At 63.3% G+C, this 11642-nt stretch carries 14 protein-coding genes and 1 pseudogene; 7 read left to right on the forward strand and 8 right to left on the reverse strand.

The genetic code is table 11. From position 1 onward, the window contains the following. Nucleotide 1: 1 nt before the first annotated feature. The 3 genes from edd (at nt 2) to BSP_RS00400 (ending at nt 3277) form a co-directional block, all read left to right on the forward strand. Nucleotides 2-1891 (forward strand): phosphogluconate dehydratase, encoded by a 1890-nt coding sequence (gene edd, locus BSP_RS00390; protein ID WP_152948912.1) that lies wholly within the window; start codon nt 2-4, stop codon nt 1889-1891. A gap of 30 nt (nt 1892-1921) precedes the next feature. Then, nucleotides 1922-2893, forward strand: coding sequence for a glucokinase (gene glk / locus BSP_RS00395; RefSeq protein WP_152948913.1), 972 nt, complete (start codon nt 1922-1924; stop codon nt 2891-2893). A gap of 78 nt (nt 2894-2971) precedes the next feature. Continuing rightward, entirely contained in the window at nt 2972-3277 is a 306-nt protein-coding gene (locus BSP_RS00400; RefSeq protein ID WP_054763988.1) for a hypothetical protein, read from the forward strand. Between the two features lie 216 nt (nt 3278-3493). Here the strand turns inward: BSP_RS00400 and BSP_RS00405 are convergent, their stop codons facing one another. The 6 genes and pseudogenes from BSP_RS00405 to BSP_RS00425 form a co-directional block, all read right to left on the reverse strand. Continuing rightward, nucleotides 3494-4297, reverse strand: a complete 804-nt coding sequence (locus BSP_RS00405) for a DUF1295 domain-containing protein (protein ID WP_152948914.1) — start codon at nt 4295-4297, stop codon at nt 3494-3496. A gap of 39 nt (nt 4298-4336) precedes the next feature. Next, nucleotides 4337-4642 (reverse strand): nucleotidyltransferase family protein, encoded by a 306-nt coding sequence (locus BSP_RS00410; protein ID WP_370513364.1) that lies wholly within the window; start codon nt 4640-4642, stop codon nt 4337-4339. Beyond that, on the reverse strand, nt 4639-5160 hold the full coding sequence (locus tag BSP_RS00415; protein WP_227976122.1) for a nucleotidyltransferase family protein: 522 nt from the start codon (nt 5158-5160) through the stop codon (nt 4639-4641). Before BSP_RS00415 ends, BSP_RS00410 begins: the two co-directional genes overlap by 4 nt. 615 nt (nt 5161-5775) lie before the next feature. Then, nucleotides 5776-6507 (reverse strand): annotated as a pseudogene (gene mauJ / locus BSP_RS16555) (methylamine utilization protein MauJ); the annotation flags it as partial. 125 nt (nt 6508-6632) lie between these two features. Beyond that, on the reverse strand, nt 6633-6851 hold the full coding sequence (locus BSP_RS00420; RefSeq protein WP_152948916.1) for a hypothetical protein: 219 nt from the start codon (nt 6849-6851) through the stop codon (nt 6633-6635). Further along, the gene (locus BSP_RS00425; RefSeq protein ID WP_152948917.1) at nt 6848-7066 is read right to left on the reverse strand and encodes a hypothetical protein; all 219 of its coding nucleotides are present in this window, start codon (nt 7064-7066) and stop codon (nt 6848-6850) included. The genes BSP_RS00420 and BSP_RS00425 overlap by 4 nt, the downstream gene beginning before the upstream one ends. A 1099-nt stretch (nt 7067-8165) precedes the next feature. Here BSP_RS00425 and BSP_RS00430 point away from each other — a divergent pair. The 4 genes from BSP_RS00430 (at nt 8166) to BSP_RS00445 (ending at nt 10169) form a co-directional block, all read left to right on the forward strand. Beyond that, nucleotides 8166-8744, forward strand: a complete 579-nt coding sequence (locus BSP_RS00430; protein ID WP_152948918.1) for a hypothetical protein — start codon at nt 8166-8168, stop codon at nt 8742-8744. Continuing rightward, nucleotides 8741-9202, forward strand: coding sequence for a hypothetical protein (locus tag BSP_RS00435; protein ID WP_152948919.1), 462 nt, complete (start codon nt 8741-8743; stop codon nt 9200-9202). Before BSP_RS00430 ends, BSP_RS00435 begins: the two co-directional genes overlap by 4 nt. 218 nt (nt 9203-9420) lie before the next feature. Then, the gene (locus BSP_RS00440) at nt 9421-9810 is read left to right on the forward strand and encodes a hypothetical protein (RefSeq protein ID WP_152948920.1); all 390 of its coding nucleotides are present in this window, start codon (nt 9421-9423) and stop codon (nt 9808-9810) included. A 14-nt stretch (nt 9811-9824) separates the two neighbouring features. Continuing rightward, entirely contained in the window at nt 9825-10169 is a 345-nt protein-coding gene (locus BSP_RS00445) for a hypothetical protein (protein ID WP_152948921.1), read from the forward strand. Nucleotides 10170-10231: 62 nt separating this feature from the next. Here BSP_RS00445 and BSP_RS00450 read toward each other — a convergent pair whose 3' ends face one another. Together BSP_RS00450 and BSP_RS00455 are read right to left on the reverse strand one after the other, a co-directional pair. Further along, the gene (locus BSP_RS00450) at nt 10232-11221 is read right to left on the reverse strand and encodes a hypothetical protein (protein WP_152948922.1); all 990 of its coding nucleotides are present in this window, start codon (nt 11219-11221) and stop codon (nt 10232-10234) included. Beyond that, entirely contained in the window at nt 11214-11591 is a 378-nt protein-coding gene (locus BSP_RS00455) for a hypothetical protein (RefSeq protein WP_227976003.1), read from the reverse strand. Before BSP_RS00455 ends, BSP_RS00450 begins: the two co-directional genes overlap by 8 nt. Between the last annotated feature and the right edge of the window lie 51 nt (nt 11592-11642).

Genomic DNA, 11642 nt, shown 5'->3' on the forward strand with positions numbered 1-11642 from the left:
TATGGCGCTTCACCCCACCGTGGCGGCGGTCACCGCCCGCATCGTCGAAAAGAGCCGCGCGACCCGCGCCGACTACCTGCGCCGCATGGACGCCGCCCGCGATTCCGGCGCCGGCCGCGCCAAGCTCTCCTGCGCCAACTGGGCCCACGCCTTCGCCGGTCAGACCATAGCCGACAAGCTGACCGCCATGGACGGGTCCAAGCCCAATCTGGGCATCGTCACCGCCTATAACGACATGCTGTCGGCCCACCAGCCGTTCGAGCGCTTCCCCGGCGTGGTCCGCGAAGCGGTGCGTCAGGTCGGCGCCACGGCCCAGGTCGCCGGCGGCACCCCCGCCATGTGCGACGGCGTCACCCAGGGTCGCCCCGGCATGGAGCTGTCCCTGTTCAGCCGCGACGTCATCGCCATGTCCGCGGGCGTGGCCCTGACGCATGACGCCTTCGACGCCGCCCTGATGCTGGGCGTCTGCGACAAGATCGTGCCCGGCCTGTTCATGGGGGCCCTGGCCTTCGGCCATCTGCCGGTCGTCTTCGCCCCCGCCGGCCCCATGCCGTCCGGCATTCCGAATGCGGAGAAAGCCCGCGTCCGCGCCGAATACGCCCAGAACAAGGTCGATCGTCAGACCCTGCTGGAAAGCGAGATCGGCTCCTACCACTCGCCCGGCACCTGCACCTTCTACGGCACGGCCAACTCCAACCAGATGATGATGGAGCTGGGGGGCTTGCACATGCCCTCCACCGCCTTCGTCCATCCGGACACCGGCCTGCGCGACGCCCTGACCGCCGCCGCCGCCCAGCGCGCCGTCGAACTGGCCCGCAGCGGCGAGGGCCGCATGGCCGACGTGATCGACGAAAAGTCCATCGTCAACATGATCGTGGCCCTCTTGGCCACCGGCGGCTCGACCAATCACGCCATCCACCTGGTCGCCATGGCGCGGGCGGCGGGGGTTCTGATCGACTGGACCGACATGGACGAGCTGTCGTCCGTCACCCCCCTGCTGGCGCGGGTCTATCCGAACGGTTCGGCCGATGTGAACGCCTTCCAGGCCGCCGGCGGCGTCGCCTTCGTCGCCCGCGAACTGGCCGAACACGGCCATATCCACACCGACGTCACAACCATCATGGGTCGCGGCATCGAGGCCTATTTCCAGGAACCGTCGATGGTGGACGGCCAGCTGGTCTGGCGCGACGGGGTCAAGGAAAGCCTCGATCGCGACATCCTGCGCCCCGCCTCCGATCCCTTCGACAAGGAGGGGGGCCTGCGCCTGGTCCAGGGCGACCTCGGCCGCGCCGTCATCAAGGTCTCGGCGGTCAAGCCCGAGAACCGCATCGTCGAGGCCCCCGCCGCCGTCTTCGAAACCCAGGAAGACGCGCTCCAGGCCTTCAAGGACGGCAAACTGTTCCGCGACGTGGTCGTGGTCCTGCGCTTTCAGGGCCCCAAGGCCAACGGCATGCCCGAACTGCACAGCCTGTCGCCGGCCCTGTCGGTCATCCAGGACAAGGGGTTCAAGGTCGCCTTCGTCACCGACGGCCGCATGTCGGGCGCCAGCGGCAAGACCCCGGCCGCCATTCACGTCAGCCCTGAGGCCCTCGCCGGCGGCCCCCTGGCCCATGTGAAGGACGGCGACGTCATCCGTCTGGACGCCGAGGCCGGGGTTCTGACCACGGTCGGCGTCGACGGCCTGACCGCCCGGCCCGCCGCGATCCGTTCCAGCGTCCACGCCGAGGGCTCGGCCTGGGGCTACGGCCGTGAGCTGTTCGGCGCCTTCCGCCATGTGGTCACGACGGCCGAAGAGGGCGCCACCGTCTGTTTCGCCTTCCCCTCCGGCGCCCAGGCCCATACGGACACCCCGCCCGACCCCAATCTCGTCGACCGGACCGTCGACGCCTGATCCGACGCACCGACTGCAGGAAACGACCCTATGACTGACAAGACCCTCCTCGTCGGAGACGTCGGCGGCACCAACGCCCGTTTCGCCGTCGCTCGCATGATCGACGGCAAGCCCGTGCTGGACCACCACGAGAGCTTCCCGGCCGAAACCTATCCGACCTTCCTGGAAGGGGTGGCCGCCTTCATCGAGGGCTGCGAGGTCAAGCCGACCGGCGGCGTCATCGCCGTGGCCGGCCCCGTCACCGACGGCGCCATCGACCTGACCAACTCCCCCTGGCAGGTGTCGGAAAGCGAGCTGTCCACCCTGGGTCTTTCGCCGGTCAAGCTGATCAACGACTTCGAGGCCCTGGCCTGGGGCGCCCCCATCGTGCCGGAAGACCAGCTGGAAAGCCTGGGCGGCCCCATCGACGGCGATCCCCATTCGACCGTCGCCGTCCTGGGCCCCGGCACCGGCTTCGGCGTCTCGGCCCTGGTGCGCGACGCCCACGGCAAGGAGATGGCCATGCCGTCCGAAGGCGGCCACGCCTGTTTCCCCCCCGGAGACCCGGTCGAGGACGAGATCCTGCGCATCCTGCGCCGCCGCTATGACCGCGTCTCGATCGAGCGTCTGATCTGCGGCCCCGGCCTCCTGAACATGCACCGGGCCCTGGCCGAGATCGACGGCCGCGAGACCCATATCGACGACCCGGCCCAGATCACCGCGACGGCCCTGGCCGATCCGAACAGCCCCTGCGGCGCCACCCTGGCCCGCTTCTGCGCCATACTGGGCGCGGTCGCCGGCGACATCGCCCTGACCACCGGCGCGCGCGGCGGCGTCTATATCGCCGGGGGCATCGTCCCGCGCATCCTGCCCTTCATCAAGGCCAGCCCCTTCCGCCAGCGGTTCGAGCGCAAGGGCCGGTTCAAGGAATACATGCAGGAGATCCCGACCAAGGTGATCATGCACAAACACGCCGCCCTCCTGGGCGCCGCGCGGGTCGCCTTCGCCGAGGCCGAGGGCTGAGATCACGAAAAGCTCACGGCGGCGTGAACTGAACCGCCGCCGTGACGTTTCCCTGCCTCCACAATGGAAGGAAACGTCATGAAAAAGATCGCTGTCGCCGCCGCCTCCCTGTTCGTCCTGTCGGGCGTCGCCGCCTGCGGTGAAAGCGCCGCCGACAAGGCCGCCGAGAACCGCGCCGACGCCGTCGAGGCCCAGGGCGAAGCCCGCGCCGACCAGCTGGAAGCCCAGGCCGACGCCGCCCCGACCGACGCTCAGAAGGACGCCCTGAACCGCCAGGCCGACCAGGTCGAGGAAAACGCCGACCGCCGCGCCGATCAGATCGAGCAACAGGGCGGCAACGCCGACGGCGGCATGACCACCCACAACACCCCGACCACCAACTAAGACGCCGTCACGTCTCGGTTCAAAGCCCCCGTCGTTCGCGACGGGGGCTTTTTCGCGCCTCGTCCCGACACGCCGTCCGTCATCCCATACATAGTCGTCATCCTCGGGCTTGACCCGAGGATCGGGTGCGGAACGGTCCGTGCGTCTCAAGTTCGCACGAGCGGCGGAGGCTCCGATCCTCGGGTCAAGCCCGAGGATGACGGGGAGAAGCGGACCTCACCCCTTCTTCGGCGGCCACGGCACGAAGGCGCTGGTCCGCTTCACATAGTCCGCATAGCCCGGCCGCGACCTGTTGATCGCCTTCTCCGTAATCCCGATCCCCGACCACCGCGTCAGGGTGAAGGTCAGGAAGATCGGCCCGGCGATGGACCACAGGCCCACGCCCGTCTCGGCCGCGATCAGCCACAGCCCCCACCAGACGCAGGCGTCGCCGAAATAGTTCGGATGGCGCGTATAGCGCCACAGGCCGGTGTCCAGCACCTTGCCCTTATTGGCTGGATCGCTTCTGAAGGCCGCCAGCTGGGCGTCGCCCGTGCTTTCGATGACGATCCCCGCCAGGGCCAGCCCCGCCCCGATCAGGGCGAGCCCCCCCGCCGCCGGCGCGTCGGCGACCTGGCCTAGCTGCACCGGCAGGGCCGTCAGCCAGGCCAAAACGGCCTGGGGCAGAAAGACGAACAGCAGGGCCGTCTTGGCGAAGGACCAGCCCTTGTTCCGTTCCTGATCCTCGACGATCTGCACATAGCGGCCGTCCGCCCCGCTGGCCCGCCACCGCCCGAACAGATGCAGCCCCAGCCGCAGCGCCCAGACCGCGCAGATCACGACCAGCAGGGTCTTGCGCGTCGGATCGCCGTCGGTCCGCGGCAGGGTGGCAAGGGCCAGCAGCAACATGCCCAGGGGCCAGACCGCATCGACGAAACTGACGTCCTTCAGCCTCAGCGCCACGCCCCACAGCCCCAGCATCACGGCGACGATCAGGACCAGGTTCTGGGCCAGGAGGAGGAGGATGTCGGTCAGGGTCATACGGCCGATACGTGTCGCCGCGCGCCCTGGATGCGCGCCCTAGACGGATTCAACCACCGTCAACTCCGGCCACCGCCCACGCGCATTCTCGACAGTCCTGGCCCAGCCCTTGGCCACCGGCCGGTTGGGGTTCGGCCGCACGACCATGGCGAACACATCCTCCAGCCCGAACGGCGCCGCCACCGTGATCGCATCGTCCGCCTCCAGCCGCACCCCGACGGCGAAGGCGGGGGCCACGAACCGGCCCAGGGCCTCGTCGGTCGAATGCAGAGCCTCATAGGGCTCGCCGAACCGGTTTTCGAACCACAGATGCACGCACCCCTGTTTGTATTTGCGAACCTTCAATTCGGGGCGACGATGGTCAGTTCCGGCCACCGTTCCAAAGCTCTCGCGGTGACTCGATCCCAATCCTTGGCCACTGGCCGGAGCGGGTTCGGTCTGATCCTCATGTCGAACACGTCGTCCAGACCGAAGGGCGCGACCACGGTGATCGTGTCATCGGCCGCCAGCCTGACACCCACGGCGAAGGCCGGAGCTATAAACCGCTTCAACGCTTCGGCGGTGTCATCGATGGGCGGATAGGGTTCGCCGAACTTGGTTTCGAACCACTCTGAAACTCGACGCTGGTTCCTAACTTCAACCCGACCTCGAAGCGGCTCTTGAAACGCCTCGGCGACGCGCTTTATCACCACGTCTTCCGCATCCCACGACACGTCTTCATCGAAGTAGCCAACGTCGAAATCTTTGACGCCGTAGCCGGGCGCCCGGCCGGTCACGTCGTTCCAAGCTGCCTGGTAGACGGCGCCCGAGAACACCAGCCAGTCATCAAGGCCGAGGCCACGAACGGTCGTCAGAACTGTCATGAGGTCGGGATCGTTTCGAACGATGGCGACCAGCCGTTCGACCTGCGCCCGGCGCCGGTCGGCCTGTTTCAGAGCCGCTTGCTGTTCCACGTTCTCGGTGCCTCGGAGAATGACGTTCACCGGAATGAAGGCGTCCTTTCGAGACATCTGTTCACCGGTGTCGGTCTCGGTAATGACCAGCTTTCCGTTGCGCCAGTAGTCCCAAACGAAGCGAGCGAGTTCGGCCATGTTCTCGGCCGACTGGAGCGAGCCACTATCTGTCGCCGCGAGGTCGTTCTGGATGTTGAAGTGGAGTCGTTCGTTGGCGAAATCGAGCCAGAACCGGAATGAGATCAGGTTGTCGGGGCTGGTGTAGGAGACTACCAGTTGGCCGCTCGGCCCCCGCTGAAACTCGAAGGGGATCATGTAGTCGAGCGGCGCGTAGGGCGTCTTGTCGATCAGACCGATGGTGATGGTCGGAACATTGATCACGACGCCTTCCATCTGGTCGTCGGGATTTTTCAGCCGCTCGATGACCTCTTCACTGATGATCTTCCTGAACCCAGCCAGTTCGTAGAGGTGTTCGTTGTAGATCGTGTGGCCGGTCTTCACGCCTTGGGTCAATTCGATGAACCGGATTGCCAACTCGCGCATCAACGGAAGTTCGGCCTCCAGCCGCCGAACGTCGGTGTAATCATCTGGATCAACGATCACCCCACTGTTGGCGTGAGCGACCGCGCATCGCCCCGACTCATAAAGGTAGGCACCGAGGTCGGCGTGTTTGGCCGACAGCCCGGCGGCGATCTGTTGAGCCTTATGATCCGACAGGTGCGGGATTTGCCGGTTGATCCACTTGATCATGTTGTTCGACCAGCGGTGTTTCGGTCGAAGCTCCAGCACCCGGAAGAAACTGAGGAACGCAAAGGCCGGGTGATTGACGCTGCTACCTTCGCGGAAAAGCGCGAGAGCGAGCCGGGCTTTGTCGTCGCCCGGTTCGGGGAGATAGGTCAGGTCCAGTTGTTTGGTGATGGAGCCATAGCGTCGCTCGCGCTCCCACGGCACCGGATAGGCCCCGCCGCCGAACCCAGTGACTTCCGCGCCGCCGCGCTCCACCCAGCACAACGCACTCAGGAACGTCAGCAAGAGTTTCTGAACCTCGTCGTGAACCTCATGCTTCTCCAGTTTGACGGCGACGCCCGCCCCTTTGTCTTCAGAGGCCGGGAGGATGAAGAGGTCGCGATCCCTCCACCGGACTTTCTGGACCTCATATGGCCAAGAGATGCCGGTCTTCACGTTCAGCACCGTCCAACGGGCAACCTCAGCCAACTCGCCGACGATGTGTTCCTTGTAGGGTTTGAGGGGATTCATGCGGCAAGTTTAACCTGACTCGCTGGTTGAGCAGGCTATTCGGATAGGCCGACCAAGACGATGGTTTCTCGCTTCGATCCCGTGTTTCAGCGACCTGTCGAACTCCTCGACTGCGAGCCAACCCGTTAGTTCGCCAGCCAGAATGCGATGGCGTCGTGGTCGCTCTCGAACGAGAACCGAACGGTCCTGGCGAGCTTGTCCACCGATCTGAACCAGCGTCCGTCAGCATGATCGCAGCACCACCATTCGGCGGTGATCCGCCGGCGGTCGTCGGCGGCGTCGTCGAGATTAATGCGCATTTCGATGTGCAAATTTGTTTCAAACGGGACCACTGGCAGGCTCATCGTCGCACCTGTCCGAAAAGAAGGGCATGCGCCACTCGATAGGCCGTCGCCCATCGCCCTTCTGAAATCAGCCGGCGGAAGACCTTGATCATGGCCGTATCAGAAGGGCCACCAATCACGAGGTAGTTCGGGGCCATCTGACACCAATAGGTGGCGCAGTGGCGACGGCTCGTCGTTAGACGGCTTTTCAGCATGAACTCGTAAAGGTCGAACATTTGGCTCCGTGATCGCTTAGCCGATCACGCCATCGCGCATCGGTAGCACTATTTATCAGCAAGAGCCGGCGAGCCAGGGTGCCGAAAGATATAGTCAGGCCACGCGCAATCGTGCATAAATAGAAGGTCGGCCAACACCGTTGGCCAGCCATATCGTTCAGGGGTCAAGCGCGGTCACCCCACCGCAAAACGGCTATCGGGACGACTGACCGAGAAACGTGGGAGAACGCCCAGCAAGATGGACCCGAAGGCCTGACCAGTTCGATCTGGGTGCGTGGCTTGAAAGGACGGCCGCTTGGAGAGCCTGGCTCTCGGAAGGCATTTCAAACAAATGAGGACGTGTGCGTGTTGATCAATTTCACGCCCGTCCGAGCGTGCCCTTGTCCATCCGACCGCAGGGGCCGTTAGCGTGGGGGCAACTGCCCTCATAACCGTTCAGCCTTTCAGAAGCTGCCGGGAGCGCAAGGTGATGACCGATGAAAAAGGCTGTTTGCATATCGAGTTATCAATGCCCCAAAGCTCCTCGTCTCACGACATTCCGGCGAGCTTGGCGAGATTGGGCGACTACATGCTGGTTTCGGTGAACCGCCAGCCTCTACTCTAAAGGTAGATCGTCGCCGGTGGGAGATATCCAAACGCATAGGGATGTCACGATCTCCTTTCCGCTACCCGACTTCGGTCGTTCTGGCGGGGGGAGAAAGGGATAATTTCCGCTCGGGATATGCGATTGAATCTTCTTACCCAAAGGGTGCCGTTGGCCGTTTGAGCGAGCGACAGCGAGCTAAAGGCCAACCGGCCTCGGAACGGACGCGCGCGGACGTTTCGAGATGAAGTTCTCTCGGGAGTTATCTACCTCTCAGACATGCCGGATTTAGTGCAGTTATTGTGCCTCAGACAAACGAGCAAATAACGACCTCCCAGATACAACTACTTACATCGGACAGTTATTTTAAGGCAAGCGGCTGAAATGACTGCACGAAACCTGTTGACGTGCTGGAACTGATCAGTCATAAGGCAATCATTCCTTAGCTGATATTCCCAGCCACGGCGTATTTCGCCACATGCCGATCAGTGCGTCTGACGGCGAGGAATGAAACCGATGAATCGAAGCCAACTCGGCCAGGTGCCGCAGCAAAGTGCTGCGAGCAACGCCAGCCCGGTGCCTCTAATGCCTTCAGGCAAGTGGTCGCCCCTTCCTGTCATCCATGAACTCCAAGAGCATGGTGCCATCGTCCCCCTGATCAATGCGGATTACTTGCACGTCTCGATCATGGGAGTGCCCAACGTCCTTATACCGTCGTTTGCACTTCAGATCGCGCTTGGAGTGGGCGAACTCGACCTCCGCAAGAAGGCTCGCACCATTCTGGCAAGGATGTTCTGGGGGATGAACACAGACCGCCCGGCCGATCCCCGCATCGTCGTCTACAACAATCGGAACAGCTACACCGTCTTCTTCACCCTGCGGGACCGATGGTCAGTCTCACAGGAATTCACCCTGACATGGCGTGGTCGAACCAGTCTCGTCCTGACTCGCGTCGGGTGCCAAACGACGATTGACGTTCCCGATCCCGAACGAGATCACTGCGCGGCCTGGTTCGAAGGCCAGCGCGTTCGTCTCGAAAATCACTTCGCCAAAAGACTGGCCCAAGCACCCGTCCGTTCGGGAGCAAGGGCATGACTAACGACGAATGGTGGGAGAAGTTTGATCCTGAGTTCTACAGGGTCAGTCAGATCGACGAACTCGCTGACCAGCCTGACGAAAACATCTGGACCAAGTTCGAGGACGAGGATGTTGAACTGGTCACGTTGAAGGCCGGCCGGCATCCTGGCGGCGATGGCTACTACCACTCTGCCACACCATGGTCGTCAGACCATCTCGGTCTGGTGATCGTGGCCGACTTCAGAAAAGACTACGGACCGGAGGTGCCTCCCCCCGGAGCCTGTCTGAGCGACTGCTGGGTCGTCATTCTCACGGACCCGGACGGCAACGACTGGTCGCCATGGTCGGTGACCGCGACCGATCAGCGACAAGCCATCCTGAAGGCCCAGTCGAACTGGCGCAGGTGGTGTCAGGTGCACGCTGCCGCCGACGTGGTGAAGGTCTACCGCGACTCATGGATCGGACAGATCGTGTGACGTTCGTAGACCGGCGACGCCGACCAGTTGCCCGCTGAGATTGCGGGCGGAGAGCGATGTTCGACTAACTGTCGCACTGATCCCGGTCGTTCGGCCCAGCCCACAACCCTACCACCCACCCAAGCTCTGCGGTCAATGCGGTCGCAGGCGACAAGGAAGCTCACCCTATGACTAACCGCAAAATCCGTCCCTCAACGCCCGGAGCAGTCGCAGAGGGCATGTTCGACCAACTCCCCGGCGCACCTTGGAGAGCCGCACCAACGGGAGACTACATTGGCTTTGCCATACCTGCCAGGGAGACGCTGAGGCACTACGACAACGATGAAACAGGCCAGGCAACCTTCGGCCTCGGAGACGTCGAACTCGGCGTTCGAGTGATCGGGCGGTTCACCCACCCGGCGAGTGGTCCTCTACGCGCGGTGCAGTTTACAGGCGAGGAATTTGAGGTTCTCGCGCTGCTAACCGAGGACGCAGGACGTGCTCACCTTTCGTATCGGGGCAGCAAGAGCGCATTTCTCGATGCTGCGGAACTGCTTCGTGCCGAGCATGACAAAGCGATGGAGAAGCTCGCCCCCCTCAGAACATCCCTGAGCGGGCACGGTCTGTAATGTCGAAGCTTAAAATGGCCCGTCTGGCTCGGTTCATCGCCTTGGACACGCTACACTCCTTCGCTCATTTCGCTAAGACCGACCCTGACTTCACAAGTTCACACGACCCTAAGCCCACGCAGTTCGACGAGACTGTCACGATCCAGTTCGAAGGCATGAACCGCAGGAACAACGGCGAGGAGGAGTTCGTCTTCGTTTTCCTGAAGCCCGGTTGTTTCGCCATTTGGGCCACCTTGCCCGACGCGGACATTACCTTCCCATCCGTCACCGTTTTCGGAGACGTAGCTGCCGCTAAGCTGTTCCTCACAGACCTACGAGCGCATCACAATGCGTTGGGGATGTTTCGGCACAACCTGTGACGGACAGACGGACCGCGTGGTGTATGCTGGCGCACGAACAGGCGTGCACCGTCGTTCGAACGCTAATCCCAATCCAACGTCTGCGAGAAGTGTCGGTAGCTCCTCCAAGGGGAGCCTCCGGCACCGTCGTTCTGGCGGGGGATGCCGAGGCGATCACACTTCGCCTCGGCTTCTTCGTAGACTGAGATCGGCGCGGGATCGTTCCGGGGGCCGTGGATCAGCCAAAGCATCCAACCCGCTCCTGCCGTAAGTTGACGGAACTCCAGCAACGCCTGGTTTTTGAACTCGGCTATGGCGAACCGGCCAGCGGCCACCTGGTCGAGCTTGCTGGCCAAACAGTTGCGATACCGTCTCGCGGCATTGAGATATTCCCGCGTGCTCGTGAATGGTCGTAGCTCGTCGTCGCCGGCTGGAACTGGATTGGTAGGCAGGCGATCAGCCCGGCTGATGAACCTGTGCAGAAGTCGCGGAAGGGTGCTGGTCCCCGACATGTTGGCGATAGCCAGAGCTACCGCCTCATCGTCGGCTTTCGAACAAACGCCCTGAACGAACTCGATGGCCGCGTTGAAGCGCACGGCCTCAGCCGGTGTGTCGAGGCGCAAAAGGGTGTTCGCGTGCCTCCACCGAGGGTCGAGGCTGGAGAGTATGTCCAGCTTTCGCAGGGTGATCCGCCCAGAGTCCCGCAGCGCGCCGATGCTACGAGGCTCTCCACTGGCAGCTAAGTCGCGCAACGCGATGTAGCACTGCGGTTTTGGGAGTGGCCATTCTCCCACTCTTTCCAACAAACCTCGAAAGCCTTGGGGCACCTCACCGAAAGCGTGTCGTAGGATTTCAGTGGAGCGGCCGTGGCGCACGATCTCGGCGAAGAGCGGTGGCAACAGGTCTTCGTTGGCGTGGACGATCTCGCCTTCGATCTCTCGCATGGCCAGCGCAGCAAAGATCGCCTGGCGCCGGTCAGGCGCAGCAGAGAGCACCCGAGCAAGCACACCGTGGCATTGGTCATCGAGGTGTAAAAGGGTGGGAAGCGTCCAACCGAGGAGGCCGTCACGCAAGGGCGGAACGCTCCCAAGGGAAGAGCGACTTAGGCAGGTCGGCGGGGTGGCTCAGAGAGGCATACCATCGCCAGCGGCGCGTCTCAGCGGGCGACATCTGATAGTCGGTGATGATGCGCGGCGGCTCGCCGGTGAGGTCGTTAAGGACGGCCCTGGTCGCAGCCCCGACTGGCATGACTACTGGCAGAGTCGTTTCACCCTCTGCTTCAGCGGGCGGATCGATGAAAAGCCACTGCTCGGCGGTCATCCACTGACGTTCTCCGGCGATCTCATCGAGGTAGGACGCGACCTCGACCAGATCGATCAAGCCGGCGCGATCAGGTTGAACGCGCAGGGCCAAACATCGAAGCGGGTTCTCGACAGCAGCCACGCAGCCTCCTTGTGAGATGGAAGGCTAACAGGCTCTCACGGAACTCCGGTC

This window comes from Brevundimonas sp. Bb-A, from assembly GCF_009394735.1.
Classification (GTDB): domain Bacteria; phylum Pseudomonadota; class Alphaproteobacteria; order Caulobacterales; family Caulobacteraceae; genus Brevundimonas; species Brevundimonas aurantiaca.